We start from the raw sequence: 13,108 nt of genomic DNA, 5'->3' as shown, positions 1-13,108 counted from the left end.
ACGACGGTGGCGCCGGCGCAGGCTCCATGCCGACACGACCCTCGTCTCCAGGAGGACAGATGCGACTCCGTTCGCTCGCCACCGCCGCGCTGGCCGCCGCCCTGGCGGCCGGCGCGCTCGCGCCGGCCGCTCCGGCCACGGCGGCCACCGCCGACCAGTGGGGCTTCGCGTACGTCAACGATCCGACCGTTCCGGCGTGGACGGTGCTCGACACCACCCGGCAGTGGGGCAGTTGGAAGACCGCCTTCCCCGCCGCCTGGGCCCAGGGCGCCAAGCTCGCCCCGGGCCGGTTCCTGGTGCGCTTCCCGCAGGTCGCCGCCGGTGCCCGGGGCGTGCCGCACGTGACCCCGGTCAACCGCACCGGCCACTACTGCGAGGTCGTCCGCTGGTACTCCTCCGGCGTCGACCAGATCGTCGACGTGCAGTGCCACGCGCCGGGCGGCAACCGCGAGGACACCCCGTTCACCGTCCTGTGGACCACCAGCAGCGGCGTGCTGCCGGCGGGCACCGCCCACGCGTACGTCCAGCAGGCCGGTGGCGCCCTCGTCCAGTCGTACAACTCGACCGGGGCGGCGAACGGCATCGCCCCGGGCGGGGTCGGACAGTGGTCGGTGAAGCTGCCGGGCGTCGGGCTCGCCGGCGTGCTGGCCGGCGACGTGCAGGTCACCGCGGTGCAGCCGAACGCGGCGGCGCGCCGCTGCAAGATCAGCAGCTGGTCCGCCGCCGGAACCGACGTGGTCGCGCACGTCTCCTGCTTCGACCAGGCCGGGGCGCCGGCGACCACCGACTTCGCCCTGTCCTACCACCGCCGGCGGGCGGTGATCGGCTCGCTCGCCCCGCCGTCGCGCTTCGGCTACCTGGGCACCGCGGTCGGCGGGCCGACCAACGACAACTCGGTGCTCGGCGTCGGCGCCAACACCGTCGCCGCGCTGGCCCCGGCCGGTCGCTACCTGGCGACGTTCCCGCAGCTCGGGGTCAGGGAGACGCACGCCCAGGTGGTGGCGCAGGGGGCCGGCGCCAACTACTGCCACCTGACCCAGCCCTGGTCGACGGCGCTCGACGCCGGGGTGGACGTGGTCTGCTTCGACAACGCCGGGGTGATCACCCCGCACCGGTTCCTGGCCACCTTCACCTCCCGCGTCTGACGCGGCCAGCGGCACGCCGGGACCGTCGGCGCCACCGCCACCGCCACCGGCACCGCCCGGTCCGTCCGGCCCTGTCCCGGTCCCGCCGCAGCCGCGGCGGGCCGGGCGGGGCCGGATCACCCGGGACGGGTGGGTCGGTCTCACCCGGCCCGGGGGCAGGCTGGTGCTCCACCGACATCCCGGCGAAGGGAGGACCGCGTCATGAGCATGCCGATGTCCAACGACCAGCGACAGCCGATCTACCTGCGGCAGAGCGGCCGGAAACACCTCACGCCCCGGCAGCGGCGGCGCGTCGAGCACAAGCAGGGGCGGATCGAACGCCTCGGCGGCCAGCGCCCCGAGGCGCGGCGACCCGGCCGCTGACCCGACGGTGGGTGGCGGCCGGTTCCGGCCGCCACCCGGCCGTCATCCGCCGCCGGTGCGCTCGACGGTGTAGTGGATGGTCTGGGCGACGATCCAGCCCTGCTCGATCAGGAACGAGTCGGCCCCGTCCCGGACCCGCGCGCCCGCGACCTCCGCCGTCCACTCCAGGAACGCCACCCGGCCCTCGACCAGCTTGTTGGTGTACGTGTAGCCGCCGCCGGGCAGCTCCTCCTCCAGCAGCCGCGCCAGCTCCCGGACCCCGGCGTGCCCCCGGAACACGCCCCGGCGTTCCAGCACCACACAGGCCGGCGACACGTTGCGCGCCAGGTCCTCGGCGAACCGGTGCTCGGCGGCCAGCCGCAGGTGGTCCTCGAACACCTCCCGCGCCGACCGCGCCCGCAGGTCCTCGTCCACGGCGCCGCCTTCGCCCGCCGCGGCTGCCCGGGCCGCGTCCGGGTCCGCCGTCACAGCGGGCCCGGATGCGGCTGGTCCAGCGGCATCGGCACCGCCAGGAAGGTGGCCCCGCGCAGGTCCAGCCAGGCCCGGTCGGGCGAGCGGACCAGCCGCAGCATCACCTCGGCGCAGTTCGGGCAGCGGGCGACCAGGCCGGGCGCGTGCGAGTAGACCCGCAGGCCGGCCAGCGGGCCGAGCGCGCCGCAGTGCGCGCACCGCCCGGTGGCGGCGCTCAGGTCGACGGCGAACAGCTCCCGCAGCGGGCCGTCGAGCATGTTGCCGTCCAGGTACGACAGCTCGGTCATCGGGCACTCCTCCTCGACGCTCAGCCGGTCGGGCCGAACCGTTCGGTCTTCACCCGCCGGCTCTGGTGGCCGAGCCCGACGAGCAGGTCCGCCACGGTCTCCACGAAGCCGGTGGGGCCGCAGACGTAGCAGAGCGGCTCCAGCTCGGGCGGCCAGCCGTGGGTGTTCACGTCGGCCAGGCTGATCCGGTGCGGCTCGCCCCGCCAGCCCTCCGGCGCCTGGCGGGTGTACACGTACGCCACGTCCAGGCCGTGGTCGTCGCGGACGCGGGCGCGCAGCTCGTCGGCGTAGAACACGTCGTCGGGGGTGCGCACCGAGTAGAGCAGCCGGAACGGCACGCGACTGCCGGCGGCACGGCGCGCCCGGACCATCGCCATCAGCGGCACGACGCCCGAGCCGCCCCCCACCAGGAGCACCGGGGCGGTCTCCTCCGGCCGCCAGACGAACCAGCCGCCGACCGGGCCGCGCACCTCCACCGGGTCGCCCTCGCCGTAGACCCCGGTCAGGTACGGCGACACCTCGCCGTCGGACACCCGCTGCACGGTCAGCGCGATCCGGTCGCCCTCGGCGGGGCCGGCCAGCGAGTACGACCGCGCCGCCTGGTACCCGTCGGGCGCGGTCAGCCGCACGTCGACGTGCTGCCCGGGCAGGTGCCCCGGCCAGCCGGGGACCTCCAGCACCAGGGTCTGCGCGGTGGGCGTCTCCACCCGGCGCTCGACGAGCCGGGCCACCCGCCACCGCAAGGGCCCGGTCAATCGCCCTGGTACCGCTGCTCACGCCACGGGTCACCGTAGTCGTGGTAGCCGGCGGTCTCCCAGAATCCGGGCTGGTCCTCCGTGGTGAGCCGGATGCCGCGCACCCACTTGGCGGACTTCCAGAAGTACAGGTGCGGCACGAGCAGCCGGGCGGGGCCCCCGTGCTCGGCGGGCAGCGGGCCGCCCGCGTAGCGGTGCGCCACCCAGGCCCGCCCGCCGCGCAGGTCGGCCAGCGGCAGGTTGGTGGTGTAGCCGCCGTACGAGTGGGCCTGCGCGTAGTGCGCGGCGGTGTCGATCCCCGCCAGGAGCGTGTCGAGGGAGACGCCCTGCCAGTCGGTGTCGCGCTTCGACCAGCGGGTGACGCAGTGGATATCCACCGTCGGGGTCTCCTGGGGCAGCGCCATCAGCTCGTCCCAGCTCCAGCGGAACTCCGCGCCGGACTCGGTGGAGATGACGAACTCCCACGTCTCCAACGGCACCTTCGGCGTCGGGCCGGCGGAGAGCACCGGGAAGTCCTCCGTCAGGTACTGCCCCGGCGGCAGGGCCGGCTCCGCCGAGCGGGGCCGGCCCTGGAAGCCCGGTGACACGATTCCCATCCGTCAGTCGTACCACCCGCGGTGGGGCGCGCAGGCGCGGTCGGCCGGAACCGCACCGCGGCGGGTGACGCCTCAGCCCCGCTCGACCACGACCTCCTTCTCGCCCGACCGGGACCCGCGGGTGGCCCGCAGGCTGGTGAGCGTGACGACCAGCAGGACGCCGATGATGACGCCCAGCGAGGCCAGGGTGGGGATCTCCGGCACGCCCGACCAGATGCCGTGCGCCCAGTGCAGGCCGAGCTTGACACCGATGAACGCGAGGATGATCGCGAGGCCGTAGCTGAGGTGGACCAACCGGCTGAGCGCGGCGTGCAGCACGAAGTAGAGCGCGCGCAGCCCCAGCAGGGCGAACGCGTTGGTGGCGAAGACCAGGTACGGGTCCTCGGTGATGCCGTAGACGGCGGGCACCGAGTCGACGGCGAAGACGATGTCGGTGGCGAGCAGGGCGACCACCACGAGGGCGAACGGGGTGAGCGTCCGCCGGCCGGCGATGCGCACGGTCATCCGCGTGCCGTGGTAGTCGTCGGTGACCGGCATGAACCTGCGCAGCAGCTTCACCGAGCGCATCTTGTTGATGTCGACTTCCTGCTCGTGCCCGGAGAGGGCGTCGCGCAGCAGCTTCACCGCGGTCAGGACCAGGATGATCGCGAAGAGCAGGAAGGCGAAGTCCAGCGTCTGCAGGGCCGCCGCGCCGAGGGCGATGAAGACCGCCCGCAGCACCAGTGCCCCGACGATGCCGTAGAGCAGGACCCGCTGGGCGAGCATCGCCGGCACGGCGAACGCGGCGAGCAGCAGCATGAAGACGAACAGGTTGTCGACCGAGAGGGACTTCTCCACCAGGTAACCGGTGAGGTACTCCACGCCCTGCTGGGAGCCGTAGCGGGACCAGACCCAGCCGCCGAAGGCCAGCGGCAGGGCGATGTAGAAGACGGACCAGCCCAGTGCCTCCCGCATCGACACCTCGTGCGGCCGGCGGGTGACCATGAAGTCCAGCACCAGCAGGGCGAGCACGGCGGCGATGGTGACCCCCCACAGCGTGGGGGTGCCGACCGACTGGATCTCGGTGGCGGCAAGGTACGGCAAATCGGACATGGAGCCTCCTCGAACACCGTGTCATGTTCGAGGTCTCCTTCACCCACGTTTCGTGGGCAACCACCCGAGGCGGGCTCCGGGGCTCGCCGTACTGACCGGGATGGTTCGTGGGAAGTACTCCCCTCGTGGCGACAAGGTTAGGTCAGGCTCAGCGGGCGGAGCAAACGGGCGCGCGGGCTCACGCGCTCCGCCCGCGCCGACGGCCGCCGTGCCGGCCGGGCGCGCTCAGCGGGCGGTGACGGCGGCGAGGACGGCGTCCACGTCGAGGGCGGCCATGCACGCCGGCTCGGCCGCGTCGAGCGGGCAGCGCGCCTCCCACCAGCAGGGCTGCTCGGTGATGGCGGTGGGGCGCCGGTGCGGGCACCCGGGCAGCCCCTGGAGGTCGGCGCCGCCCATCCCGTACCGCCGGGCGTCGGTGGGGCCGAACAACGCGACCGTCGCGGCGCCGGCCGCGGCGGCGAGCCGCACCGGCCCGGTGTCCGGCCCGACCACCACCCCGCCCCGCCGGCCCACCGCCGCGAACTGCCCGGCGAGGGTGGGCAGTTCGGAGCGGGGCAGCGGCACCCCGAGCGGCGCCGCGGGGTCGACCGGGCCGACGGTGAGCAGCGGGTGGCCGCGCCGGGCCAGCTCCCCGGCCAGCGCCCGCCAGTGCCGCCCGGGCCAGCGCTTCACCGCCATCCCGGCGTCGGTCACCAGCACCACCGGCGGCGCGAGCGGCTCCCCGACGAGGCGGGCCACCGCCCGCTCCCCCGCCCGCCGCGCCTCGTCGGGCAGGTGCACCCGGGGGCGGGCCGACCGGTCGGCGGCGGCCAGCAGCCCCTCGGCGTGCAGGATCTCCAGGTAACGGGCGCCCACCGGCTGGTGCGGCGGCGGGTCGCGCCACAGGTTCGTCACCGCCCGTCCCGCGCCGGCGGCCAGCAGCTCCGGAATCCCGTCGTACCGGGTGGTGCTGACGGCCAGGTCGGGGCGGCCCGCCGCCAGCGCCGCCGCCACCGCCTCCCGCTCGGCGCCGGGACGGCCGTGCCGGGGCGTGGCGACCTCGGCCACCGCCGGGTCGGCGCGCACCAGCTCCGCCCCCGGGTCGTGGGTGATCATCCGCAGCCGCGCGCCCGGGTTGCGGCGGGCCAGGCCGTGCACCGCCGGCAGCAGCATCAGCAGGTCGCCGATCCCGCCGAGCAGGTCCACCACCAGGATGTCCGCGTACACCTCAGGCACTCGCCCGCCCCAGCGTCCGCGCGTAGAGGTCGCGGTGCGCGGCGGCGACCCTCGGCCAGGAGTACGCGGCGGCGAAGGCGCGCCCACGCTCGGCGAGCCGGCGGCGCAGCACCGGGTCGGCGAGCAGCTTGCCGACGGTACGCGCGATCGCGGCGCTGTCCCGGCGCTCCCCGATCACCGCCACCGCCCCGCTGCGGCGCAGCTCGTCGTCGCCGGCATCCGGCACCGTCACCGCGGTCGGCACGCCGTGCGCCAGCGCGGCGAGCAGGGCCCCACTCTTCGTGCCGACCCCGGCGGTGAACGGCAGCACCGCCACGTCGGCGGCGTGCAGCGCGGCGGAGACCCGTTCGGCGGGCAGGTGCCCGGTGAAGGTCACCGCGTCGGCCACCCCGCACCGGCGGGCCAGCCCGGTCAGCTCGGCGCGGAACGCGCGCGCCTCGTTCTCGGGCAGCGCCTGGGAGGTGAACCCGCCGACCACCAGCAGCCGCAGGTCCGGGTGGGCACGCCGCAGCTCGGGCAGCGCCTCGATCAGGTACCGCAGCCCCTTCACCGGATGCACGAAGCCGAAGAAGGCCAGCAGCGGAGCGCCCCCGGCCAGGCCCAGCTCGGCCCGTAGCCGCTGCCCGGCGGTGGCCGCGCCGACGTGGTCGGCGACGTTCGGGGCGATCGGAATGTGCGTCGCGGCGCGGCCGGTGCGCGCGCGGACCACCTCGCCGTGGCCCGGATTCGTGACGATCACCGCCGCGCTGACCGGCACCAGCCGGCCGGACTCGCGGTCCCAGCAGCGGGCCCGCTCCACCGCCGACCAGAGCCGCCCCGGCAGCCAGCCGGGGCAGGCCCACCAGCCGTACTCGTGCAGCGTGGTGACCAGCGGCACCCGCCGGGGCAGCCGCCACGGCAGCAGGCCGGGCTGCCCGGAGAACCGGTACGCCGACGGCGCGAACTGCACGTGCACCACGTCCGGGGCCAGCTCGCGGACCCGGCGCGCGGCCCGGACGGCGGCGCCGCGCCAGCGGCCCCGGTCCTCGTCGGGGCGCACCGGCACCGGGGTCACCTCGACGCCCACCCCGTCGAGCGCCTCGATGAGGTGCGTCACGTAGTCGCTGACGCCGTCGGCGTCGGGCCGGCCGGGACCGTGCAGCATGGCCACCCTGATCCGGTCGTCGACCACGCCACCTCCCCGCGTCTCGGCCGCCGGGTTCCCGGCCCCTTACGGCGCAAACGCGCAGCGCCTATCGTGGGCCGATGACCGAGGACGTGCCGGCCGGCCCGCTGGCCGGCGTACGGGTGGTCGAGCTGGCCGGCATCGGGCCCGGCCCGTTCGCCGCGATGATGCTGGCCGACCTGGGCGCGGACGTGGTCCGGGTGGACCGGGCCACCGACGTGGACCCGGACGCGTTCGGCACCGCGCACCCCGACCTGCTCAACCGGGGGCGCCGCTCGATCGGGGTGGACCTGAAGTCGGCCGGCGGCCGGGAGGTGGTGCTGGCGCTGGCCGCCGGCGCCGACGCGCTGATCGAGGGCTTCCGGCCGGGGGTGACCGAGCGGCTCGGCATCGGCCCGGCGGAGTGTCTGGCGGTGAACCCGCGGCTGGTCTACGGGCGGATGACCGGCTGGGGGCAGGACGGCCCGGCGGCGCCGTACGCCGGTCACGACATCGGCTACGTGGCGCTGACCGGGGCGCTGCACGGGATCGGGCGGGCCGGGGAGCGCCCGGTGCCGCCGATGAACCTGCTCGGCGACTTCGGCGGCGGCGGGATGATGCTGGCCCTGGGCCTGGTCTCCGCCCTGTACGCGGTGCGCGGCGGCGCGCGCGGGCAGGTGGTCGACGCGGCCATCGTGGACGGCGTGGCGGTGCTCAGCACCCAGATCCACGCGCTGCGCCGGCTGGGCATGTGGCAGGACCCGCGCGGGGTGAACCTGCTCGACGGCGGCGCCCCGTTCTACGACACGTACGAGTGCGGCGACGGCCGGTACCTGGCCGTCGGCGCACTGGAGCCGCAGTTCTACGACGAACTGGTGCGGCGCAGCGGCTTCCCGCTGCACCCCGACGAGGCGTTGGACCGCACCGACCCGGCGAACTGGCCGGCGCTGCGCCGGGCGTGGGCCCGACTGTTCCGCACCCGCAGCCGGGACGAGTGGACGGCGCTGCTGGGCTCCTCGGACGCCTGCGTGGCGCCGGTGCTGGACTGGCAGGAGGCGCCCGGGCATCCGCACCTGGCCTCGCGGGGCACCTTCGTGGAGCGGGACGGGGTCACCCAGCCGGCCCCGGCGCCCCGTTTCTCCGGCACGCCGACGGCGCTGCGCCGCCCGCCGCCGCAGCCCGGGGAGCACACCGACGAGCTGCTGGCCGAGGCCGGCTTCGACCCCGGCCGGGTCGCCGACCTGCGCGCCGCCCGCGCGGTCGCCTGACCGCCGCCCCCGTGGTCCGGCCGTCGGTGCGGGTGGCGGGGGCGGGCTCGGTCAGGAGCGGCGCAGGGTGGCACCGGGGGCCATCGCCGGCTCCACCAGCTTCCGGTAGTCGCGCGGCAACTGGGTGGCCACGTCGTCGAACTCGCCGCCGGTGATCGCCTCGCGGAGCGTGATGAAGACCGCCCGCGCGGCGTCCCTGGCCGCCGACTCGTCGACACCGGCCCGCAGGGCGATCCGCGCGACGAACTCGGCCGCGCCGAAGCGCTCCGCCGACTCGGTGCGCGGGCTCGGCTTCATCACGACCTGCAACGGCTTGGGCAACTGCGCCGCCAGGTCCAGCACCTCCCCGCCGGTCAGCCGCTCGGCGAGGGTCTCCAGCGTCGCCCGGGTCAGCCCCACCGCCTGCTCGGAGGAGGTGCGGGTGCGTTGGGCGACCTGGTCGACGAAGGTGTCGTAGTTCATCCGTGGCTCCTTCGGGGTGCGTCGGGCCTGCGCGTACCCGGCGATCCGGCCGGGAAACGGCGGTGGATTTCCCCGCCGGGCCGCGCGTGACGGGCCGCCCGGCGGGTAACCGCCGCCGGTCGTGACCGGATTCGAAGCCCCGGAGGAGCCGACACCATGGCGAGTTACGCCGACGTGCTGCAGTACCTGTCGAGCCTGGACTACCCGGCCGGGAAGGACGACGTGGTACGCGAGGCCGAACGCGAGGGTGCCCCGCCGGACGTGCTGCGGGCCCTGCGGGCCCTGCCGCCGGTCGACTACGCCAACGGCAACGAGGTGGCCCGCTCCGCGGGCATCGACGCCGCACCCGAGATCGGCGCGTCCAAGCGGGCGGCGCAGGCGCGGGACCGGCACCAGCGGGTGTCGCAGCACCTGCGCGGCATCTGAGCCTTGCCCGCGCCTCGGCTGACCGGCGGCGGCCCCGCGCGGCGCGGCCGCCCCGGTGACGGGTGACGGGTGCGCCGGCCGTACGGGCACCCACCGGCCGTGGTCCAGCTCACCGTGATGGGCGTGGTCGGGCTGCTGGCCGGCGGGCTCACCGCGCTGGCGGCCACGCCGGCGCTCGCGCCGCTGGTCGGCTGGGACGCCGCCGCGTTGAGCTGGCTGGTGCTGGTGTGGCACAAGCTGTGGCCGATGGACGCGCGCTCGACGGCCCGGCTGGCGGTGCACGAGGACCCCAACCGGGCGGCCCGGGACACCCTGCTCCTCGTCGCCTGTCTGGCCAGCCTGCTCGCGGTCGGCGTCGTGGTGACCCGCGCGCACGGGGCGCCCGCCACCGCCGGCCGGAACGTCTACGGCGGGCTGGGCGTGCTCAGCGTGCTGCTGTCCTGGTTGGTGGTGCACACCGTGTTCGCCGCCCGGTACGCGCGGATCTACTACACCGGGCCGGACGGTGGGGTGGAGTTCAACCAGCCGGACCCGCCCCGCTACTCCGACTTCGCCTACCTGGCGTTCACCGTCGGGGCGACCTTCCAGGTCTCCGACACCACGCTGACCAGCAACGAGATGCGCCGGACGGTGCTGCGGCACTCGATGGTGTCGTACCTGTTCGGGACGTTCATCATCGCCGTGACGGTGAACCTGCTGGCCGGTCTGGCCCGGTGAGGGGAAGCGGCCGGACAGGCGGGCGCCCCAGTCGCGAACCGCGACCGGGGCGCCACGCAGAACCTGACCGGCGGTCGCCGGGCCCGAACCGGGCCGCGACCACCAGGCGGTTGATGTACGCCCGAACCGGGCGGGCATCACTGCCGGCACCAGCATACGACCTGCCATCCCCCGTTCGGGGGATTATCGGCGAACTGTGGGCCAGCGCACCTCGCCCGTCAGCCGGTCAGCTCCGCGTACCGCCGCTCCAGGTCGACGCGGGCCAGCGCCCCGACCAGCCAGGCGAGGCGCTCGGACTCGCCGCTGCCGGCCAGCCCCGCGAGGTCGTCGGCGGAGCGTCCCAGCCCCAGCCGGCGGGCCGCGACCAGCGCGCGGCGGTCGGCCACCGGCGCCACCTCCCGCCACAGCGCCTGCGCCTCGCGCAGGAACAGGTCGACCACGGCGGCGTCCACGCCGGGCAGCTCGGTGAGCAGCTCCCGCTCCCGGGCCGGGTCGTGGTGGGCCACCGCACGCAGCCGGCGCAGGTCGCCCCGGTAACGCTCGACGACGGCGCGGGCCAGGTCGCCCAGGGTGTCGGCGAGGGCGTCGACGTCGCCGCGCTGGCCGCTGTCGCGCAGCACGCGCACCCGGTCGGCGTGCAGCGAACGGGCCAGCCGGGCGGCGCTGTCCCAGCCCGCGGCGGGCAGGGCGTGCGCGCTGTCCACGGCACGCCGGAAGTCACCGCGGCGGGCCAGCAGCACGGCGAGGCAGAGCACCTGGAACAGGCTCGACGGGTTGTTGATGACCCGGAAGCCGTACTGCTCCGCGAACCCTCGCCCGCTGCCGGCGAGCCGGCGCACCAGGCGCTTCTTGTCCTCGATGGTGGAGACGGCACTGGTCGGCATGCCGGCGACTACCCACGCCGCGCCCGCCCACGCCTGCCCGCGTCAGCCGAGGACGCCGCCGCTGCGGTCGCGCGCCTTGAGCCGGGTGGTGGGCAGCGCCGGGGCGGGCAGCGGCGGAGCCGGATCGTCGGCGACGACACCGAAGCGCCGCCCGGCCATCCAGTCCTCCCGGGCGGCGGCGACCTCCTCGTGCGAGCGGCCGACGAAGTTCCACCACATGACCAGCGGCTCCTCGAAGGGCGCCCCGCCGAGCAGCAGCAGCCGGCTGCCGGGCTCGCCGCCCAGGGTGAGCCGGTCCCGGCCGGCGCCGAGGTAGAGCAGCGCCCCGGGGGCGACCGACACCCCGTCGACCTCGGCGGCGCCGGACATGGCCAGCAGCCCGTACTCGAAGTCGGGGCGCAGCGGCAGCGTGGCCGGCGCGGCCCCGCGCAGCTCGAACTGCGCGCCGAGCAGCGGGGTGTGCGTCACGGCCGGGGACCGCTCGCCCGCCAGCTCGCCGACCAACAGGGTGACGTCCAGTTCGCCGTCGCGCCAGCGGGGCAGGTCGGCGTGGTGGGCGAAGTCGGCTGCCCCGGCGCGGGCCGGGTCCGGCAGCGCCACCCAGAGCTGCACGCCGTGCATCAGCGGCGGATGCCGCTCGGGCGACCGCTCGGAGTGCGCGATGCCGTGCCCGGAGGTCATCACGTTGAGCTGGCCGGGGCGGATCGGCTGGACGTTGCCGAGGCTGTCGCGGTGCAGGATCTCCCCGTCCAACAGCCAGGTCACCGTCTGCAGGCCGGTGTGCGGGTGCGGCGGCACCTCCATGCCGGGCCGGTCGGCCACGTCGTCCGGGCCGAAGTGGTCCACGAAGCACCAGGCGCCGACCATCCGCCGCTGGCGCTGCGGCAGCAGCCGCCGCACAGTGGTGTAGCGACCCAACGGCACGTCGTGGCCGGGCAGCAGGACGCTGCCGGGGTCGGCGGTGGCCACGCCGGGCGGCCGGGTCTGCGCGGGCATTCTCTCGGTGCGCTCCACCGCCCGACTGTACGCCCGGAGCGGCACCCCGCACGCCGCTGGCCGGCACCCCGTGCGGGGTGCCGGCCAGCGGCTTGTTCACACGTGTCAGCTGTTCCAGTGCTCGGCGACGAGGTCGGCGGCCTGCTGCTCCCACTGCGCGTAGTGGTCCGGGTACGCCGACACCTGCACCGTCTGCGCCGCCTTCGTCAGCGGCATGTCCTGCCACCCGTCGACCTGCTTCAGACCCTTCAGGAACGCCATCGTCGAGTACTGCGGGTCGGTGATCTGCTCCACCGTGCCCCACCCACTCGACGGGCGCTGCTGGAACAGACCCTGCGAGTCGTGGTCGTTGCGCTCACCCAGGTGACCCAGGTTCTCCAGCTTCGACTCCTGCAGCGCGGTAGCGATGGCCACCACGGCGGCCCGCTCGTCCATGCCGGCCTTCTTCGTCGCCGCGATGATCGCCTTGACGTTACCGACCTGCTCGTCCGACAGGTCGATACGCGACTGCGCGCCCTGCACACCATGCGGGATCAGCTTCGCCTTGTCCACGGCCGGCTTGTCGGCCTGCACCGCGACGGCGGCGACCGGGGTGGCCTCAACCGCAGGGGCGGCGTGAGCGGCAGCCGGACCAGCGAACACACCACCGGCGAAGGCCAGACCAGCAACACCAAGAACGCTCTTACGCATGATCGTGTTCATCACAGTGGCTCCATTCGGGGGTTGGCACCACACGCAGCGAACAAGGGGGGGTTCGGCCACGCGGGGTGCAAGCACCGTCCGGCGCTCAAGAAACACAGAGGGGATCCGGCAGCACGCCGGGAAGAATCAGACCAGGCCAGTCACGCGGGGCGGGGGGACGCCCGCACGCCGGCCGGACCATGTGTAACGACCGGCGGCCCACCATCATTCCGGGGCCCCGCACACCAGCCCGTCGCCCGGGGGGTGTGCCCTTGCTCAGCCGTACGCATGGTGTAACGACCCCGGCCCCGCCAAGATTCCACGCCCACGATGCCCCCGGTCACACCCCGAAACCGGACCCCCGTGAGGTCACCGCCCACCCCCTGGCCCGACCGCCTTCGCAGATGGGACGACTCCCCCGTTCGCCGCCGGTTGCCACGAGCGCCCTCACAGACGGGACAGCCCGACCGCACCCACCCGGCACCGGCCGACGCGACCGCCGTACCGCGAAGCCGACATCCAGGCACGCACGACGCGCAACCACCGACGGGGTGTGGCCCGCCGTGCCCGGCGCAGGGATCAAGCCTGACCGCCCGGAGCCGGGCA

The 13,108-nt window shown here is 75.3% G+C and carries 16 protein-coding genes; 5 read left to right on the top strand and 11 right to left on the bottom strand.

Annotated features, from left to right (window positions below; translation table 11 throughout):
• Positions 1-59 precede the first annotated feature (59 nt).
• Both ACSNOB_RS13050 and ACSNOB_RS13045 read left to right on the top strand, forming a co-directional pair.
• Positions 60-1,145, top strand: a complete 1,086-nt coding sequence (locus ACSNOB_RS13050) for a hypothetical protein (protein WP_436686892.1) — start codon at positions 60-62, stop codon at positions 1,143-1,145.
• Positions 1,146-1,346: 201 nt separating this feature from the next.
• Positions 1,347-1,508 (top strand): hypothetical protein, encoded by a 162-nt coding sequence (locus ACSNOB_RS13045; RefSeq protein ID WP_350712201.1) that lies wholly within the window; start codon positions 1,347-1,349, stop codon positions 1,506-1,508.
• Positions 1,509-1,550: 42 nt separating this feature from the next.
• Here ACSNOB_RS13045 and ACSNOB_RS13040 read toward each other — a convergent pair whose 3' ends face one another.
• The 7 genes from ACSNOB_RS13040 to ACSNOB_RS13010 all read right to left on the bottom strand — a co-directional run bounded on the left by ACSNOB_RS13040 (position 1,551) and on the right by ACSNOB_RS13010 (position 7,095).
• Positions 1,551-1,922, bottom strand: coding sequence for a hypothetical protein (locus ACSNOB_RS13040; RefSeq protein ID WP_436686891.1), 372 nt, complete (start codon positions 1,920-1,922; stop codon positions 1,551-1,553).
• Between the two features lie 50 nt (positions 1,923-1,972).
• Positions 1,973-2,266, bottom strand: coding sequence for a DUF6510 family protein (locus ACSNOB_RS13035; RefSeq protein WP_436686890.1), 294 nt, complete (start codon positions 2,264-2,266; stop codon positions 1,973-1,975).
• A gap of 20 nt (positions 2,267-2,286) precedes the next feature.
• Entirely contained in the window at positions 2,287-3,021 is a 735-nt protein-coding gene (locus tag ACSNOB_RS13030) for a ferredoxin reductase (protein ID WP_436686889.1), read from the bottom strand.
• Positions 3,018-3,617, bottom strand: coding sequence for a sulfite oxidase-like oxidoreductase (locus ACSNOB_RS13025; RefSeq protein WP_436686888.1), 600 nt, complete (start codon positions 3,615-3,617; stop codon positions 3,018-3,020). The genes ACSNOB_RS13030 and ACSNOB_RS13025 overlap by 4 nt, the downstream gene beginning before the upstream one ends.
• A 72-nt stretch (positions 3,618-3,689) precedes the next feature.
• Positions 3,690-4,709: a TerC family protein gene (locus ACSNOB_RS13020; RefSeq protein ID WP_436686887.1), complete on the bottom strand. Its 1,020-nt coding sequence runs from the start codon at positions 4,707-4,709 to the stop codon at positions 3,690-3,692.
• Between the two features lie 225 nt (positions 4,710-4,934).
• Complete coding sequence (locus tag ACSNOB_RS13015) at positions 4,935-5,924, bottom strand: glycosyltransferase family 9 protein (RefSeq protein ID WP_436686886.1); 990 nt, start codon at positions 5,922-5,924, stop codon at positions 4,935-4,937.
• Positions 5,917-7,095, bottom strand: a complete 1,179-nt coding sequence (locus tag ACSNOB_RS13010) for a glycosyltransferase family 4 protein (protein WP_436686885.1) — start codon at positions 7,093-7,095, stop codon at positions 5,917-5,919. The genes ACSNOB_RS13015 and ACSNOB_RS13010 overlap by 8 nt, the downstream gene beginning before the upstream one ends.
• A gap of 74 nt (positions 7,096-7,169) precedes the next feature.
• Here ACSNOB_RS13010 and ACSNOB_RS13005 point away from each other — a divergent pair, with 74 nt between their 5' ends.
• A complete protein-coding gene (locus ACSNOB_RS13005; protein WP_436686884.1) occupies positions 7,170-8,336 on the top strand; it encodes a CaiB/BaiF CoA transferase family protein in 1,167 nt (388 codons plus the stop codon).
• Positions 8,337-8,387: 51 nt separating this feature from the next.
• Here ACSNOB_RS13005 and ACSNOB_RS13000 read toward each other — a convergent pair whose 3' ends face one another.
• Positions 8,388-8,798, bottom strand: a complete 411-nt coding sequence (locus ACSNOB_RS13000; RefSeq protein WP_436686883.1) for a DUF2267 domain-containing protein — start codon at positions 8,796-8,798, stop codon at positions 8,388-8,390.
• 156 nt (positions 8,799-8,954) lie between these two features.
• Between ACSNOB_RS13000 and ACSNOB_RS12995 the strand changes: the two genes are divergently transcribed.
• Positions 8,955-9,224: a DUF2795 domain-containing protein gene (locus tag ACSNOB_RS12995; RefSeq protein WP_436686882.1), complete on the top strand. Its 270-nt coding sequence runs from the start codon at positions 8,955-8,957 to the stop codon at positions 9,222-9,224.
• Positions 9,225-9,323: 99 nt separating this feature from the next.
• Positions 9,324-9,941, top strand: coding sequence for a DUF1345 domain-containing protein (locus tag ACSNOB_RS12990; RefSeq protein WP_436686881.1), 618 nt, complete (start codon positions 9,324-9,326; stop codon positions 9,939-9,941).
• A 218-nt stretch (positions 9,942-10,159) separates the two neighbouring features.
• On the opposite strand, the gene ACSNOB_RS12985 is transcribed toward ACSNOB_RS12990, so the two are convergent.
• The 3 genes from ACSNOB_RS12985 to ACSNOB_RS12975 all read right to left on the bottom strand — a co-directional run bounded on the left by ACSNOB_RS12985 (position 10,160) and on the right by ACSNOB_RS12975 (position 12,523).
• Positions 10,160-10,825 carry a hypothetical protein gene (locus ACSNOB_RS12985; RefSeq protein ID WP_436686880.1) on the bottom strand — a complete coding sequence of 222 codons (666 nt, stop codon included), beginning with the start codon at positions 10,823-10,825 and terminating at the stop codon, positions 10,160-10,162.
• Between the two features lie 42 nt (positions 10,826-10,867).
• The gene (locus ACSNOB_RS12980) at positions 10,868-11,839 is read right to left on the bottom strand and encodes a pirin family protein (protein WP_436686879.1); all 972 of its coding nucleotides are present in this window, start codon (positions 11,837-11,839) and stop codon (positions 10,868-10,870) included.
• An 87-nt stretch (positions 11,840-11,926) separates the two neighbouring features.
• Positions 11,927-12,523 carry a hypothetical protein gene (locus ACSNOB_RS12975; protein WP_436686878.1) on the bottom strand — a complete coding sequence of 199 codons (597 nt, stop codon included), beginning with the start codon at positions 12,521-12,523 and terminating at the stop codon, positions 11,927-11,929.
• Positions 12,524-13,108: the final 585 nt, after the last annotated feature.

The sequence above is a fragment of the Micromonospora sp. URMC 106 genome (genome assembly GCF_051386395.1).
Taxonomy (GTDB): Bacteria; Actinomycetota; Actinomycetes; order Mycobacteriales; family Micromonosporaceae; genus Micromonospora.
This window is presented reverse-complemented; position numbering and strand designations above follow the sequence as displayed.

Bases quoted from the DNA above. Each gene is read 5' to 3' on its own strand.
- ACSNOB_RS13050 (WP_436686892.1), top strand. From the start codon at position 60: ATGCGACTCCGTTCGCTCGCCACCGCCGCGCTGGCCGCCGCCCTGGCG.
- ACSNOB_RS13045 (WP_350712201.1), top strand. From the start codon at position 1,347: ATGAGCATGCCGATGTCCAACGACCAGCGACAGCCGATCTACCTGCGG.
- ACSNOB_RS13035 (WP_436686890.1), bottom strand. From the start codon at position 2,266: ATGACCGAGCTGTCGTACCTGGACGGCAACATGCTCGACGGCCCGCTG.
- ACSNOB_RS13025 (WP_436686888.1), bottom strand. From the start codon at position 3,617: ATGGGAATCGTGTCACCGGGCTTCCAGGGCCGGCCCCGCTCGGCGGAG.
- ACSNOB_RS13020 (WP_436686887.1), bottom strand. From the start codon at position 4,709: ATGTCCGATTTGCCGTACCTTGCCGCCACCGAGATCCAGTCGGTCGGC.
- ACSNOB_RS13005 (WP_436686884.1), top strand. From the start codon at position 7,170: ATGACCGAGGACGTGCCGGCCGGCCCGCTGGCCGGCGTACGGGTGGTC.
- ACSNOB_RS13000 (WP_436686883.1), bottom strand. From the start codon at position 8,798: ATGAACTACGACACCTTCGTCGACCAGGTCGCCCAACGCACCCGCACC.
- ACSNOB_RS12995 (WP_436686882.1), top strand. From the start codon at position 8,955: ATGGCGAGTTACGCCGACGTGCTGCAGTACCTGTCGAGCCTGGACTAC.
- ACSNOB_RS12985 (WP_436686880.1), bottom strand. From the start codon at position 10,825: ATGCCGACCAGTGCCGTCTCCACCATCGAGGACAAGAAGCGCCTGGTG.
- ACSNOB_RS12975 (WP_436686878.1), bottom strand. From the start codon at position 12,523: ATGAACACGATCATGCGTAAGAGCGTTCTTGGTGTTGCTGGTCTGGCC.